Source organism: Streptomyces sp. WZ-12, from assembly GCF_028898845.1.
Taxonomy (GTDB): domain Bacteria; phylum Actinomycetota; class Actinomycetes; order Streptomycetales; family Streptomycetaceae; genus Streptomyces.
On the sequence record NZ_CP118574.1, the window covers coordinates 3,472,876 to 3,488,611 of the forward strand.

The 15,736-nt window shown below is 69.7% G+C and carries 12 protein-coding genes and 1 pseudogene; 6 read left to right on the top strand and 7 right to left on the bottom strand.

The features are described from left to right. Window positions 1–57: 57 nt before the first annotated feature. From PV796_RS14550 to PV796_RS14575, 6 genes are all read right to left on the bottom strand, one after another. Window positions 58–2,709: a SpoIIE family protein phosphatase gene (locus tag PV796_RS14550; protein WP_274919027.1), complete on the bottom strand. Its 2,652-nt coding sequence runs from the start codon at window positions 2,707–2,709 to the stop codon at window positions 58–60. A gap of 171 nt (window positions 2,710–2,880) precedes the next feature. Continuing rightward, on the bottom strand, window positions 2,881–3,342 hold the full coding sequence (locus tag PV796_RS14555) for an ATP-binding protein (RefSeq protein WP_274913529.1): 462 nt from the start codon (window positions 3,340–3,342) through the stop codon (window positions 2,881–2,883). A 242-nt stretch (window positions 3,343–3,584) separates the two neighbouring features. Continuing rightward, on the bottom strand, window positions 3,585–4,013 hold the full coding sequence (locus PV796_RS14560; protein ID WP_274913531.1) for a (deoxy)nucleoside triphosphate pyrophosphohydrolase: 429 nt from the start codon (window positions 4,011–4,013) through the stop codon (window positions 3,585–3,587). A 63-nt stretch (window positions 4,014–4,076) separates the two neighbouring features. Continuing rightward, window positions 4,077–4,256, bottom strand: a complete 180-nt coding sequence (locus tag PV796_RS14565; protein ID WP_274913533.1) for an SPOR domain-containing protein — start codon at window positions 4,254–4,256, stop codon at window positions 4,077–4,079. A gap of 253 nt (window positions 4,257–4,509) precedes the next feature. Further along, a complete protein-coding gene (locus tag PV796_RS14570; RefSeq protein WP_274913535.1) occupies window positions 4,510–6,192 on the bottom strand; it encodes an APC family permease in 1,683 nt (560 codons plus the stop codon). Between the two features lie 325 nt (window positions 6,193–6,517). Beyond that, entirely contained in the window at window positions 6,518–7,267 is a 750-nt protein-coding gene (locus tag PV796_RS14575; protein WP_274913536.1) for a GntR family transcriptional regulator, read from the bottom strand. A 204-nt stretch (window positions 7,268–7,471) separates the two neighbouring features. Here PV796_RS14575 and PV796_RS14580 point away from each other — a divergent pair. Next, window positions 7,472–8,232: pseudogene (locus tag PV796_RS14580) on the top strand (PIG-L deacetylase family protein). A 52-nt stretch (window positions 8,233–8,284) separates the two neighbouring features. Here PV796_RS14580 and PV796_RS14585 read toward each other — a convergent pair. Further along, a complete protein-coding gene (locus tag PV796_RS14585) occupies window positions 8,285–8,539 on the bottom strand; it encodes a BTAD domain-containing putative transcriptional regulator (RefSeq protein ID WP_274913538.1) in 255 nt (84 codons plus the stop codon). An 894-nt stretch (window positions 8,540–9,433) separates the two neighbouring features. Here PV796_RS14585 and PV796_RS14590 point away from each other — a divergent pair. The 5 genes from PV796_RS14590 to PV796_RS14610 all read left to right on the top strand — a co-directional run bounded on the left by PV796_RS14590 (window position 9,434) and on the right by PV796_RS14610 (window position 15,573). Then, entirely contained in the window at window positions 9,434–10,426 is a 993-nt protein-coding gene (locus PV796_RS14590; protein WP_274913540.1) for an FG-GAP repeat domain-containing protein, read from the top strand. Between the two features lie 1,053 nt (window positions 10,427–11,479). Then, window positions 11,480–13,069, top strand: a complete 1,590-nt coding sequence (locus PV796_RS14595; RefSeq protein WP_274913541.1) for an AbfB domain-containing protein — start codon at window positions 11,480–11,482, stop codon at window positions 13,067–13,069. Between the two features lie 52 nt (window positions 13,070–13,121). Continuing rightward, window positions 13,122–13,673, top strand: a complete 552-nt coding sequence (locus PV796_RS14600) for an RICIN domain-containing protein (protein ID WP_274913542.1) — start codon at window positions 13,122–13,124, stop codon at window positions 13,671–13,673. Window positions 13,674–13,795: 122 nt separating this feature from the next. Beyond that, entirely contained in the window at window positions 13,796–14,404 is a 609-nt protein-coding gene (locus PV796_RS14605) for an RICIN domain-containing protein (RefSeq protein WP_274913543.1), read from the top strand. Next, entirely contained in the window at window positions 14,401–15,573 is a 1,173-nt protein-coding gene (locus PV796_RS14610) for an ALF repeat-containing protein (RefSeq protein ID WP_274913544.1), read from the top strand. The genes PV796_RS14605 and PV796_RS14610 overlap by 4 nt, the downstream gene beginning before the upstream one ends. Window positions 15,574–15,736: the final 163 nt, after the last annotated feature.

Here is a 15,736-nt window from a genome sequence, read left to right on the forward strand (position 1 = left end):
CCGCCCTCGTGGGCGCCGCGCCCGTCCCCCTTGGGCGACGCCCCCGCGCCCGGCGCCTCAGAAGAGGCTGAGCAGGGCCTCCGTCGGATCCACCGGTGTGGTGTCACCGTCCGGGAGGGCGAGTTCGAACCAGACGGTCTTGCCGCGCGGGGTGCGGCGGCTGCCCCAGCGCTCGCTCAGCAGGCCGACGAGTTGGAGGCCGCGGCCGCCCTCGTCGGTGTCCCGGGCCCGCCGGCGCCGCGGCTGGGCGAGGTCGGCGTCCCAGACCTCGCAGACCAGGGTCCGGTCCAGCAGCAGCCGCAGCCGGATCTCGCCGTGGCCGTGCCGCAGGGCGTTCGTCACCAGTTCGCTCACCAGCAGCTCGGTGGTGTCCACCAGGGCCGACAGCCCCCAGTCGGTGAGCTGGTCGCGGGCCAACTCCCGGGCCCGGGCCACCGAACGCGGCTCCGGCGCCAGGCTCCAGTCGCCCACCGCGTCCTTGGGCAGCCCGTGCACCCGGGCCATCAACAGCGCGATGTCGTCCTCGCCATGCGAGGTGTCCAGGGCGCCCAGGACGTGGTCGCAGACGTCCTCCAGCGGCCGGTCGGCGTCCGAGAGGGCGCGCCGGAACGCCTGGAGCCCCTCGTCCAGCGGGTGGTGTCGGGACTCCACCAGGCCGTCGGTGTAGAGCGCGAGCAGCGCGCCGTCCGGCACCTCGACCTCGATCTCCTCGAACGGTTCCCCGCCGACGCCCAGCGGCATCCCCGGCGGGACGTCGAGCAGCATCGCCTCCTCGCCCTCCTCGACCAACACCGGCGGCAGATGGCCGGCGTTGGCGAAGGTGCACCTGCGGGTGATCGGGTCATAGACGGCGTAGACGCAGGTGGCGAGGTAGACCTCGGAGAGGTCGGCGTCCCGGGCCGGGCGGTCCTGGCGGGGCGCGGCCCCCGGGCGGCCGCGCCCGGACCGCGCGCCCGCGCCCCGGTTCCCGCTGCCGCCCAGCCCCTGCGCGATCTCGTCCAACGCGCCCAGCACCTCGGCCGGTTCCAGGTCGAGCAGCGCCAACGTCCGTACCGCGGTGCGCAGTTCGCCCATCGCGACCGCGGCCCGCAGGCCCCGGCCCATCACGTCGCCGACCACCAACGCGGTGCGGTGGCCGGGGAGTTCGATGACGTCGAACCAGTCGCCGCCGACCTCGGTGGCGGTGGTGCCGGGCAGGTAGCGGCAGGCGATGTCGAGTCCGGCGGCCTCCGGGTCCCCGGGCGGCAGCAGGCTGCGCTGCAGTATCAGGGCGCGCTCGTGCTCCCGGCGGTAGAGCCGGGCGTTGTCGATGCAGACCGCGGCGCGCGCGGCCAGTTCGACCGCCAGCGCGGTGTCCCGCTCGCCGAACGGCTCGCTGCCCTTGGTGCGGGAGAAGCGCACCAGGCCGACGACGGTGTCCCGGGCGACCATCGGCACCGCGAGGGTGGAGTGCACCACCGCGCCCAGCTCCGGCCCGCCGTCGCCCTCCCGGCCGGGGATGACCTGCGCCTGGGCGGTGCGCAGGGCGGCCGCGCACGGGGAGTTGAAGGGGTAGCGGTGCATGGCGCCGACCGCGACGGCCGCCTCGTCGGGCACCCCGCCGGGCAGTGGTGCGTCGGAGACCGCGCTGGCGAAGGCGACCCGGCGCAGCTCCGCGCTGCCGTCGCTCATCCCGGGCGGCGCCTCGTCGCCGGAGAGCAGCCCTTGGTAGAGGTCGACCGACGCCAGGTCGCAGAACTGCGGTACGGCGACGTCGAGGAGGGTGCGGGCGGTGGTCTCCAGGTCGAGGGAGTTGCCTATCCGGGCGCCGGCCTCGTTGAGCAGTGCGAGGTTGCGGCGGGCGTTGGCGGCCTCGCGTTCGGCGCGGCGGCGGCCCGTGACGTCGGAGGCGAGCGCGGCGACGCCGATGGGGCGGCCGCTGGCGCCGTGGAGCCGGTAGAGCGAGACCGACCAGCGGCGGCGGTCCTCCTCGCCGGGGACGACGCCGACCAGCTGCATCTCGCTGACCGGTTCGCCGGTCTCCAGGACGCGGCGCAGCGCGACGGTCATCCGGTCGGCCTCGGGGCGGGGCAGGAAGTCGTGCGGGGTGCCGCCGCGGTACTTGCTGGCCGGTCCGCCGAAGACGCTGGCGAAGCGCTGGTTGACCCGCAGCAGCCGCAGATCGGTGCCGAACAGGGTGAAGCCCATGGGGGATTGACCGAAAACGGCCTGCGCGGCGGCGAGGTCGGTCTCGATGCCGCGCAGCGCCCGGACATCGACGACCAGGCAGACCGCGCCGCGTGCGCCGTCCTCGTTCTCGGCGGGCATCACATAGATCTCGGCGAGCCCCTCCGGCGCGCCCTCGGCCTCCCGGCGGTAGGGCACCAGCCCGGTCCACTCCCGGCCGTCGAGGATCTCGGACACCTTGCGGCGCCCGGTCTCCCGGAACTCGCTGGGGACGAACGCCTCGACGGGGTCCTTGCCGAGGGCGTAGCGGGCCGGGATGCCCAGCATCTGCTCGGCACGCTCGCTCCACTGATCGATGCGCCCGTCGGGGCCCAGCGAGAACGAGGCGACCTTGATGTAGTCGTAGATGGAGCCGGGTCGGCTGCTCTGCCACACGGGCGGGCCTTGCGGCTCGCGGGCATGGTGACGGCGTTCGGGGTCCCTCGGACCGTACGCGCCGCCCAGGCCCTCGCTGCGCGCGGGCACCACCCCACCAGATGACATCTCGCTCACGAGCCCCGTCCCCTCCAGCTCATCGTGCCCGGACCGGACCTGCCGAGTATTCCAGTACGTCGGCTATCCGGAACACGGTCTTCACGATCACAGCACAGTCTCGATCGCAGGCCATCTACAAAATGTCGATGAAATGGCAACGATCAGGACCCCCCATGACTCCTAACCAGCCACCGCCAGCTCGAACCACACGGTTTTTCCGCTCTTCCCCTGGCGGGTGCCCCAGCGGCGCGCGCTGTGCGCGACGAGTTGGAGGCCGCGGCCGCCCTCGTCGTCGGGGGCGGCGGTGCGGGTCCGGGGCGGATCGGGCAGCGGGTCGGAGACCTCGACCAGCAGCGCGCCGGCGCCGAGCAGCACCATCCGCACGCCGATGGGGCCGCTGGCGTAGCGCAGGGAGTTGGTGACGAGTTCGCTGACCAGGAGGACCGCGACGTCGGCGGCGCCGTCCAACCCCCAGTCGTCCAGCACCTGACGGACCATGGTGCGGGCGGTGCGCACCGCGCCGGGGTCGGCCGGGAGGCTCCATTCCGCGCTCGGCGCACCGCAGTTCCGGCCGCGCCCGCGGACATCGGTCGGGCCGGGTTCCGGGACCTCTGCCGCTGCGCTGTCGCTCACGCCGATCACTTCCCAGGCCGAGGGGCCCCCCGTCGTACCCGGCCCACGCCGAATAGGGCCAATCAGGACATACCCGGTATCGAACGGCAAGTACCGCCTTCAACCGTGCACTGTGGCACAAATGGCGCATCTCGCGGCGGGCCGTCACGGCGGTGGCGCACGCCCTGAGCGGGCAGATGCCGGCGGCCGATCCGGGGCGGTGCGCGACCCACCGTCAGCCGGGGGAGCGCGCCCGGCGCCGAACTCCCGCGCTACAACCGCGCGCCCGGGATGCCCACCGCGGGCCGCCCGCCGAGCCGACGCATCACCTCGGCGACCGCCGGGCGGTCCTGGTCGAGCCAGTCGACCTCGCGCTCCTCGCCGGGCCGCAACCAGCGCAGTTCGTCATGGTCCTGGAGCGGCTCGGGCCGGCCGGAGACCAGCCGGGCGGTCCACACCTGGAGCACGTAGCCGGGCCGCAGCACCCACTCGCCGGGGATCCGCTCCACGGGGGCAGCGTCGACGCCCAACTCCTCGTGCAGCTCGCGCACCAGCGCCTGCTCCGGCGTCTCGCCGTCCTCCACTTTGCCGCCGGGAAGTTCCCAACGGCCGGCCAACGCGGGCGGCGCGCTCCGTCGGGCGGCCAGCAACCGCCCCCGCTCGCACACCGCACCGCCCACCACTACGCGCACCGTCGTCATGCGCGGCAGCCTACGTCTCCCGCCGGCCTCCCGCTTCCCGCTCCGCGCGCCGCACGACGTCCCCTACGAGGCGCCCCGACCGACCCGCTCGACCGCGTAGAGCCGTCGATTGCCGCGGGTGTCGAGGCGCTCGGCGACCCGCTCCGCCTCCGCCCGGGTGGCATAGCGGCCGACCCGATAGCGGTTTCCGCCTTCGTCCTGGCGGATGACGAGCCAGGGCAACGCGGTCTCGTTCTCGGTCATTGCGCCCCTCCGTCCGCCGCGCAGCGCGCCGCGGCGCGCCCCTCCTGTGCTGATGCCGAAATCGCAATCCGCATATGCCCGACCCTACGCCCGACCTTTACGCACCGGATATGGATTTACACAAAGAGAGACCGAACCGGCCACCCGTGGGCGCTCTGGAAGTCCAGATGCGACCACGAGTGGCCGGAAACCCGAGGAATTCGGGTCAGTCGTGTCCGTATTACAGGGACCGGAGCGGGCCGGGTACGGCCGCTCAGGCCCCGGCCGGGGTCTTGCCGCCGGCCGCCGCCTCGTCGGCGGCCTGTGCCGCGGCGATCTCGGCCTCGACCTTGATCAGCGTCGGGTTGCGCCAGGCGCTGCGCACGCCCCAGAAGTAGAAGGCCAGCGCGATCGCGGCGACCACGGCGAGGTCGATGCCCTGCGGCAGGTAGCCCTTGCCGCCGAACTCCTTGCCGCCCAGGTAGGAGACGGCCGCCATGACCAGCAGGTAGATCACCATCCAGGCGCCCGCCTTCAGGTGCGGCAGCAGCTCCGGCAGCGGCTTGCGGCCCTGCTTCCACGGCCGGACGATCTCGTACCAGGCCCAGACCGGCAGACCGACGGCCATGATGAAGATGACCTTGCCGGTGAGCGGCCACTTGCCCCAGTACAGGACCAGCGAGCCGAAGATCATCGCGATCGGCGCGATGACCGGCATCGCGCGCAGCTTCACCGGCCGCTTCATGTGCGGCGACAGCCGCCGCAGCCCCATCACGGCGACCGGGCCGGTGATGTACGAGATGACGGTGGCGACCGAGACGACCTCGGCGAGCGAGCCCCAGCCGCGGAACACCGCGAGGAAGAGGAACGCGACGAAGAGGTTGAGCAGCAGCGCCGGGCGCGGGATGCCGGTCTTGGCGTCCACCTTGCCGAAGACGCCCGGCAGGTGGCCGTTCTCCTGGACGCCCTGGATCATGCGCGAGGTGGTGGCGGCGTAGATCATGCCGGTGCCGGACGGCGAGACGAAGGCGTCCGCGTACAGCAGCAGCGCCAGCCAGTTCAGACCCCAGGCCAGGCCCAGCTCGGCGAGCGGGGAGTGGTAGTTGAGCCCGCCCCAGCCCTTGCTCAGGTCGCCCGAGGGCACCGCGAAGAGGAAGGCGACCTGGAGCGCGAGGTAGATGACCAGCGCGATGACGATCGAGAAGGCGACCGCCTTGGGCAGCGAACGGGCCGGGTTGCGCGCCTCGCCGGCGAGGTTCAGCGGCGACTGGAAACCGTTGTAGGCCCAGACGATGCCGGAGAGCGCCACACAGCTGAAGATCGAGCTCCAGCCGTTGGGGGCGAAGCCGCCGGCGCGGTCGATGTTGCCGGTGTCGAAGTGCGCGAGGATCAGGGCACCCGCGGTGAGGATCGGCACGACGACCTTGAAGACCGTGATCGCGGTGTTGGTCTTGGCGAACAGCGAGACCGCGAACCAGTTCATGAAGAAGTAGAAGATCAGCAGGACGCTGGCCACCGCGACGCCGGAGCCGGTCAGCTCCTTGCCGTCGAAGAGCGCCTTGGCCCAGCCGAACTCCCAGCTGCTCATGTACTGGACGGAGGCGGTGGCCTCACCCGGGATCACCGAGACGATCGCGATCCAGTTGGCCCAGGCCGCCAGGTACCCGGCGAGCGAGCCGTGCGAGTACTGGCCGTAGCGGACCATGCCGCCCGCCTTGGGGAACATCGAGCCGAGCTCGGTGTAGGTCAGCGCGATGGTCAGGGCGACGACCGCGCCGATGACCCAGGCGAGGATCGCGGCCGGGCCGGCGATGGCCGCGGCGCGCTCGGCCCCGAACAGCCAGCCGGAACCAATGATCGATCCGAGACCAGTGGCGGTCAGGGCAATGGTCCCTAGGGACCGACGGTAGTTCGAGTGCGAACCCTGCTCCGCACTCGCTGTCTTCGTCGTGCTCACGTGCTGGTCTCCTGGTCTTCCCCCGTGCCGTGCACAAACTTCGCCATCGTATGAGCGAAACCGAAGATCCGGTTCCCACACCGATGAAAAAATCCCGCCGAGTTGAGGGTCTGTGAGGTTTCCAACACCGCTCTTCCGACGACAAACCCTGAAGAATTACGTCAAAATGGACAGGTAAGTCGGCCGGAATTCGCGGCCTGTCGGCCCTGAGGATGGCACGGGATCCCCATACAGGGCGTCGACTTGGCGAACACGGGGAGTTTTTCGGGCACCTATCGGAGACCGCGCGCCATCCGGGACGCCCCGCGGCGCCCGGAAGTCGCCGTTACTTCACCGGCAGGTGGTATGCGACCCGATGGCGGGCGGCGAGCGCGATGACGTCCGCCGTCTCGACCGGTCGGCGGCCGGCGAAGTACGTCCGCGAGATGACCAACACCGCATGGCCGGGCACCCCGCCCAGCGCCATCACCTCCTCGGCCAGGCCCGGCCGCGCCCCGACCTCCTCCACGACGTTGTCCACCACCACGTCGATGGCCGCCATCCGTTCGACCACCCCGCGCCCCGCCAACGGCCCCTCCTCGGGCAGCATCACGGGCGTCCGCCCGGTGATTTCCAGCGGTTCCCAGGAGGTGGAGAGCATCGACGGCTCCCCCTCCGCGCGGAAGACGTAGCGGGTCCGCATCACCCTGGCGCCCACCGGGACCCGCAGCCGGGCGGCCACCGCCGAACTGGCCGGTTCCTGCTCGCTGTTGGACTCCCAGGTGCCCCGCACCCGCTCGTCCGTCTGCTCCTGCCGGAACGGCGTTGCGCCCCGGCTGTGGAAGCCGCCGCGGGCGATCCGGCGCGGCACCGGCTGCTCCCGTACGTACGTCCCCGAGCCGGAGCGGCCCTCCACCAAGCCCTCGGCCATCAGGACCTTGCGCGCCTCCAGGGCCACGGTGTCCGAGACGCCGTACTCCTCGCGGATGCGGGCTTGAGAGGGGAGGCGGGTGTGCGGGGCCAGCACCCCGTCGACGATTTTCTGGCGCAGGTCACCGGCGACGCGGAGGTACGCGGGCTGCTCACCGAAAGGCACGTGCCCTCCCAACAGCTTGACGGTCAGCAACAGCGTGGCAACCGCGCGTCGTCGTCCGCAACCTCCCCGCAAGCCTTCACTGAAAGTGATGCGCGCAGCTCACCCCCGCCCCACGCCCCACTCGAACGCCCGCCCCACCCTGCCCTTCACCACTGTCCGTGTCCAACCGTGTCAGCATCGTGACCGAGCACGAAAGGGGTCGCGATGCCGATCGAGAACGCCGCCGTCAGCTCCCTCCGCCCGATGCCCGACGACTGGCAGCGGGCGCTGGCCGTCGTGGCCCACCCCGACGACCTCGAATACGGCGCCGCGGCGGCCATCGCCGAATGGACCGACGCCGGACGGGAGATCAGCTACCTCCTGGTCACCCGGGGCGAGGCGGGCATCGACGGCCTCGCGCCCCCGGCGTGCGCCACGCTCCGCGAGGCCGAGCAGCGCGCCGCGGCGGCCCATGTCGGCGTCCGCCGCGTGGAGTTCCTCGACGGTCACCGGGACGGCGTCATCGAGGCCGGTACCGCGCTCCGCCGCGATCTGGCCGCCGCGGTCCGCCGGCACCGCCCGGAGCTGCTGCTCACGCTCAACCACCGCGACACCTGGTTCGGCACCCACTGGAACACCCCCGACCACCGGTGGTGGGCCGGGCCGTCCTGGACGCCGCCGCCGACGCCGGCAACCGCTGGATCTTCCCCGAACTCGCCGACACCGACGGCCTCGACCCCTGGTCCGGCGTCCGCTGGACCGCGGTGGCCGGCTCCCCCCACCCCACCCACGCCGTCGAAGTGGGCCCCGGCGTCCCCCGCGCCATCGCCTCCCTGACCGCCCACACCACCTACCTCGCCGCGCTCATCGCCCCCGACCAGGACCCGCACGCCTACGCCAGCGACTTCCTCAACCGCTCGCTGCGCACCGCGGCCGCCCGTCATCGGGGGCGGCCGGCGGTGCTGTTCGAGGTCTTTCCGCATTAGCGGCGGGCCGCAGCGCGCGGCGAAGCCGCAGTGGCCGGCCGGAGTGCCCGGATCAGACGCCGCAGGGCTGGAGGGTCGCCAAGTCCTGTCGCAGGATGGCGCCTTCGATCCCGGTCAGGCGCGGCCCGGGGCTGATGCCGAGCTCGTCGGAGAGGGTGCTGCGCACGTCCCGGGAGACGGCCAGCGCTGGTGGCCCGCCGGATCGCCGCCGCCTACACCCCGCTCGCGACCGGCGAGCCCGTACCCGCCCCCCTTCGGCCGGCTGCGGGACCTGGTCGACGAGGACCTCGCCTACCGCGGGTCCCAAGACCGCGCCGCTGACCGGGAGTTCTGGCGGGGCGGATGGCCGGCCTGCTGGACGTGGTCAGCCTCTCGGAGCGCTCCGCGAGCTGGCGGCCGGGCTCGACACCGACTGGCCGCGGGCAGTCATCGCCGTCACCGCCGCCTACGTCCACCGGCTGACCGGCGCCGCCGACATCGTGCTCGGGCTGCCCGTCCCCGCCCGCGGCTCCGCGGTGCGCAGCACGCCCGGCATGGCGTCGAACATCATCCTTGAACCAGAATGTCGAGGGCTGGGCTATGGCCTGCGGGAACGCCCCTTCGCAGCGTTCGATCCAGCGCGCATCCAGCGGTCGGCGATCGTCGCGGTCGCACAGCGCACGAAGCGCCGTCCGACGGCAGCGGCGTGCGGGGCGAAGGGGACCAACAAGCTCACGCCGGCCCGGGTCAGGCGGGGCAACCTCCGCACAAGGACAGGCTCCCCAGCCAGTGCACCGACACCTTCGCGACCTGGCTCCGGACGGCCACCACGCTCGAAGAACCATCGCCTGGCACCGCGTCACGAGCCGGGAAGAGTCCCTGCCACGGGCCAGGCATACAGCGGTCCGACTCACACAAGGTCGCACCAACCCGCGAAGCACGGCTCAAATAGAAGCTAAGCGCAGACCTCGAACCGCTGTTGGCGCGAATTCTGATAACTCACGAGCCGCCGCAGGGGAATTGACGCCCTTTCATGACTGCTGAAGCAAGCCTCCTCAGCCAGCCTTCAAGGCATCACTTCAAACGACTTCGGCGGGCCAGCCTCCAGCGGGCTGATGACTCAGTTGACACACAGCCCTCTTCTGTAAAGATTGAGTTAATAATATGCCATCACGCCCTATAGGGCATGGTGCAACCAATGTCCAACTAACTGGAGAAGTACGTGGGTTTCCGTTCCGGCCGTAAGCGTGGCCGTGCACTCACCCAGATCGCCACCGCGACGCTCGCAGCAACCCTGCTGGGGGCGATGGGGGGAACCGCAGCCGCCGACAGCCCCGCCCCCGTTCCGGCGCCTTTGCAGAACATTCAGCCCCAGACGTTGAAGCTGACCGTCCCCTGGGCTGGCAAGGGGAAGGCTCCGAACGCCCTTCAGAGCCGCATGGCAGCGACCGCGCTCAGCACCTCGGGGGCGGTGAACGCGCCGTCCTTCCACTTCTCGGGCGTGATGGGCAACGGTGACCTCTACCAGCAGTTGCCGAGCGGCAACGGGTTCGAGCCGCGGACTCGTGTGGCACCCGGCTGGGACATCTTCAAGGCCGCGCAGAACGTCGACCGCGACAAGGACGGTTTCGCCGACGGGCTCTACACCTGGGACGGTGACGGCAATCTGCGCTTCACCTCCCCGAAGAACGACTTCGAGACCGAGACCAGTCTCATCGGCGGGGGCTGGAACATCTACGACAAGGTCCTCTCCCCCGGTGACCTCGGCGGTAACCCAGAGTCCGACATCATGGCCATCGACAAAGCAGGCATGATGTACGTCTATCTCTCGTATTCCGACGGCCGGTTGACCGGGCGCACCGAGATCGGCGGCGGCTGGGACCAGTACACCCAGATAGCCGGCCAGGGCGATCTCACCGGCGACGGTAAGGCCGAAATCGTCGCTCGCGACAAGTCGGGAGTCCTGTGGCTTTACAAGGGCACTGGCAACTGGAAGGCCCCCTTTGAGCCCCGCCAGAAGATCGGCAGCGGCTGGAACGCATACGACTACTTGCTCTCCACCGGCGATGTGAACGGCGACGGCAAGACCGACCTTCTCGCCCGTACCACCAGTGGCGACCTGATCCTGTACAAGGGCAACGGCAACACCCCGGACCCGTTTGACAAGCCCGTCAAGGTCGGCTGGAGCTACGGCGCTTACCAATTGATGTTCTGACGTCGCACCACTCCTGCCGTCCGTATGAAAGCCGCACTCTCCGGGGGTGCGGCCTCCGGGCCCAAGCTTCGTGCGGCATAGCCTTGCGCACCCCTGAACCGTCGGCACCCCATGAGCCCTTCATCGGCCCAAGGCTCCCCGTTGGCCAGTGTCACTGACTGGCCCGACGCACCATGCGACGGTGGGCGCGGACCGCCGCGAGGAGGCACCTCTGAGGGGGTGTATACGCGAAAGACCACCTTACTCTGATCAAGATTTGATAAAGGGTCGATCAGATGGTGACGATCCATCACTTCCTGTCGACCGTTGGGGCTACAGGTCGAGAGGCTAGCCACTGGTGGGGAATTGCCCATCTTGGGGCGATGCGGGGATGTTGAAACTATTGACCATTATCTGATACTTACTTGACCCGATATTTGCAGATGCTGTTCGCCAGCGGCGAGCGCACCCGGCGGGGGATTCGACCAGTCATGACCGTGAAGACCAGGCTCGCGCGGGCTTTGCGCCCCGCCTGGGAGCGGTCGGACTCGTCCCGCGTCAGGCGCTGCCACGAGGATGACCAGTCGCAAGGGGGAGAATCATGCGACGCGCCAGAGGGGATCCGTACGGTTCAGCCGAGTGTGCCGCCGCAAAAGGCGGCAACCACTCGGGATCGTAGGAGCAGATGACGCCCGGGGCGTCTCTCTCGGTCGACTTACGGGGAATGCGTTAACGCTCCAGAAGTGATCGTCAGGGTGCGTTCTCCGCATCGCGTGCATGCCGAACAGACCGACACGGGCCCAGTGAGGGTTGGGAGCGCCGTGGCCTGGTCGGAACGGTTCCCGAGGTACAAATCCAGCAACTGTGAAATCGATATGGGCCTTCGGTCGCTGACTGCCTGTTTCCGTTCCCTCCGCCCGACTCATCCAGGCACCCGAGAGCGGCAGGGAGCGAACAGTCCCTCCCTCAACCATCCGTCAAACGACGGCAATTGAAATCTCCAAGCTGCGTATCCGTCTGCCCGCAGCCGTCGGGCGACTGCCACGGGACGCCGGAAGGGTTACTGAACACAGAATGGACAAGAGCCGCACCAACTCCGCAGGAATGCAGAGGGTCATCAAGCGCGGGATCGTGACCGCCACCGCGCTGGCCGCGGTCACCGGCGTGGCCGCGCCGGTTTCCTTCGCAGCGCCGACGGGCTCGGTTGCCCGGGCAGCAGGTATCGGTACCAGTGACGAGCAACGCGTGGACGCCGCGGCCGTGGTCCACCTCGACCCGAGCCCGGACGTGCTGCTCCTGAGCGACGGCGACTTCATCCACGCGCTGTGGCAGAAGGCCAGGGACGCCGGCGACTCGCTGCAGGCAGTGCGTATGGCGGCCGAGGAGGTGATGATGGTCGGCACCTCAGCCGAGGACCAGGCGCGGTTCATTACCACCGGTATCCACAATGCTTATGAGGTCGACAAGCAGCGGGAGAAGGACCGAGCCGACGCCGACCGCGCCGCTCGGGCTGCCAAGCAGCGGGCACTGATAACGGTCGGCATGCCGGTCAGCTCGGAACTCCTGGGCCTCAGTGACGACAATTTTGTCCGCGCGATCATGAACCACCCGGTGATCGGCAAGGAGGTCAAGGACGCGGCCGCCCGTGCATTGGCCGGTAACGCCGCTGCTTGGCAGGAGTTCATCACCACCGGTGCGCGCGAAGCCCACCAGCGGGACGTGACACAGGAGTTGAAGGAAAAGGCGGAGAAGGAGGCCGAGGAACTTCGACGCAAAGAGGAGCTGAAGTACCGCAAGGCCACCCTGGCGCTGTTCGAGACGCGGTTCAAAGTCACGTTCTCGGACGCCGCGCTCGATCTCAGCGACGACGATCTCATCCGTGAACTCCTGCGGCTTACCCCGGCCGACGAACAGCGCTCCGAGCTCTACGCCGCGGCGCAGCGGGCGATACTCAGCCCCGACCCGGCCGCTTGGAAGGAGTTCCTGCACACCGGTGCTCCCCAGGCCAACAAGCGCGACTACGACAACATCCTGAAGAAGCAGGCCGAGGCCAACCGGAAGCAGGCGCTGCAGATTCAAGCCCGCGCGGAGAAGACCGGGGTCCACCCGGGCCTGGTCGCCGCGGCGAAGAAGGCTCTGGCCGGAAGCGACGTAGACGTCACCGAGTTCCTCATGAAGGGGCAGCACCGGGCGACACGACAGTCCTTCCAGGCGATCAGCGCCAACCTGAGTGGCTGGTACATCCGCCAGTCCGACGCTGACAAGGGCGAGGCGTTCCTCGCCCCCGTCAGCGGCAAGGGCAAGCAGGCGGACCGCGAAGATGCCACCTGGGACATCAAGCCCGCCCTCACCGGCCAACCCGGTTGCTACTCCTTCGAGTCGGTGCGCAAGCCCGGTTACTACCTGATGCAGAAGAGCTTCCGGGTGCGAATGGCCGCCGACGACACCAGCTCGGCGTTCCGCAAGGACGCCACCTGGTGCGCCCGCAAGGGCCTGACGAACTCGGGCACGTCGTTTGAGTCGGCGAGCCAACCGGGGCGCTGGCTGCGGCAGTTCCAGGGTGACCTCTACGCGGCCGACAAGAGCGGTAAGAACCGCTATGAGGCCGAAAAGGACTTCGCCCAGGACGCCACCTGGAAGATCTCCGCCCCGCTCGCGCGCTGACGCTCCGCCCGTCGAGTCCACTCCGCAAGAAGCAAGAAGAACGGAACACTCCATGTCCCGGATCACCCGAGCCGCGCTGGCCATCGGCGCCGGCGTCGCCGCGCTGGCCGGCAGTGTCACCACCGCACACGCCGATACGGACACGCCCCGCGCCGCCGTTCAGACATCCGTCGTGCAACTGCAGGCGGCGCACAGCGGCAAGTGCCTCACCATCGCAGACGGCAGCTTCCGCAACGGTGCCAACGCCGTGCAGTCGACGTGCACGGACGGTGCGGACAGTCAGCTCTTCGAGCTGGTCCCCACCGGTTCGGCGACCTTCGAGGTGCGGGCCAAGCACAGCGGCAAGTGCCTTGAGGTGGAGAACAGTGGCACCCAGGCCGGCGCCAACGTCCAGCAGTGGTGGTGCGTGGATGGCAGCCAGATGCGTTGGCGTCTGGTGATGGTCGACGTCACCAAGGAGCTCTACGAGCTGCGGCCCATGCACACGGACCTGCGCTGTCTGGACATCAAGGACAGCAGTCTCAAGGACGGCGCCAACGCCCAGAGCTGGTACTGCAACAGCACCGCCGCGCAGCGCTGGCAGCTCAAGCCAGCCGGAGCCTGACCCCACACCGGCTTCCATCGAGCCGGTCGCCGTTCGTTCGGCGGCCGGCTCACTGCCAACAGGCATCGCTCTCGCCCAACCCCGTTGGGCTGCCCACCCATCGAGAAGAAACGGACTTCCAGATGTCTCGGACAATCCGCGCGGCCCTGGCCGTCGCCTGCAGCATCGCTGCCTTGGCCGCCGGCACCGCCACCGCCCACGCGAGCGCGGACGACGCTGCCAACAAGGCCTTCGAAGCCGCCCGTGAGGCCGCGAAGAAGGCCCAGACCGCCAAGGACGCCGCCTCGGACAAGGGCGACACTGTCCGGCTGCAGCTCCCGGAGACCGGCAAGTGCCTTGGCATCGACTCCGCCAGCAAGGACAACGGCGCTGCCGCGCTGCAGTGGACCTGCAACGAGGGCCAGGCACAACAGTGGCGCGCCATACCCACCGTCGACTCGTCCTTCGTGCTGCGCAACGAGCACAGCGGCAAGTGCCTTGAGGTGGAAAACAGCGGCACCCAGGCCGGTGCCCGTATCCAGCAGTGGGGCTGTAGCGGTGGTGGGGCCCAACTGCGTTGGCGGATGGTCCTGGTCGATCCGGTCAGCAAGCTCTTCCAACTGCGCCCCATGCACACCCCCGATCGCTGCCTGGACATCGACCACGGCAAGAAGGACGACGGCGTCAAGGCCCAGCAGTGGTACTGCAACCAGACCGCGGCACAGCTGTGGCGGGTCCTGCCGGTCAAGTGACCGTGCTGTCGCTGGATCAACGCAATGAATCTTCTGTTTCTGAAAGGGCGACTGTGAGCCGTAAGTTGTGGGTCGCGCAGGCGGTGGCGGCCGGCCTGCTGGCCGGTGGGATCGCTGGTGTGACGGTGGCTCCCGCCTGGGCCGACGCCCCGGTGCCCGCCGTCGTTTCGACCGGTCAGTCGACGGAACCGTCGGCTGACCCGGCCACGTTGGCCAAGGCCGCAGCGGCCGAGGAGGCGCGCAACTACGTGCTGCGGCTGGCGAAGTCGCGTCTGCCGGCCGAGATTCGCACCTCGGCGTGGAACGCGCTGCGCAACTCCCGTGGGGATGAGGCGATCGCGGAGTGGATAGCACCCGGCGGCGGCTATGACTATGCCAAGAAGCGGCTGCGGGACACCCGGGCGCGCAACAAGGCCTTCTGCGAACGGGTCGTGCAAACCCATACCGTCGGATTCTCTCCCGAGGTGCGCGCCGCGGCCGCTCGCGCCCTGAAGGGCACGGACGCCGACCGCGCCGCCTTCGTCAAGACGGGGTACGCCCAGGCGCAGCAGCGTGACCGGGCCACCCGCGAGGCGAACGAGCAGCACAGGCTGGAAGTTGCCGCCAAGGACCGGGAGTTCGTGCGCGCGCTTGCCGAGAACGACCCGGGCGCGCAGGTGCGGGTCGCGGCCCAGTGGGCGCTGCGGCCCGGTGCGACCGACACGGACGTCGCCGAGTTCTTCGGTTACGGCTGGGTGACTGGCGCGACGTTGGACCTGGAGGAACACCGGCTGCGGACCGCGGACGCCGAGCAGGTCCGGCACCAGGCCCTGTCCCGTCTGATCGAGCAGGCGGAGACGGCCGAGGCCGCGGTCAAGGGCGCGGCTGACACGGCGAAGGCGCGGGCCGAGGCCGAGCGGGCCTGGCGGGCGGTTGCCGAGCACGCGGGTGCCGCGCAGAAGGCGTGGCAGGCCGAGCAGGCCGCGGCCATGGCCCAGGCGGAGAACTGGAAGAAGGTCGCCCAGCTCGCCAAGGATGCCGCGGACGAGATCTGGAAGAACATCGCCGATCCAGCCGAGGCCACCGAAGAGAGTTGGGCCAAGGAACAGGCGGACGCGGTCGAGACGGCCAAGTTCTGGCAGGACATGTACGACCGCGCCCAAGCCGCTGAAAGCCGCGTCAAGGGCTGATCTTCCCAAGCGTTCGGTCGACGCGCAGGTTGCGCGTCGACCGGCTGCCCCTGCCCTGCCACCTGCTGCAGGGCAGGGGTCTTTCTGTTTATCCCCTTCACCCCAAAAGGAGTTTCTTTCCGTGATGGGTAGATTCCGGCCAAGAGTCGGAAAGCTACGCGGC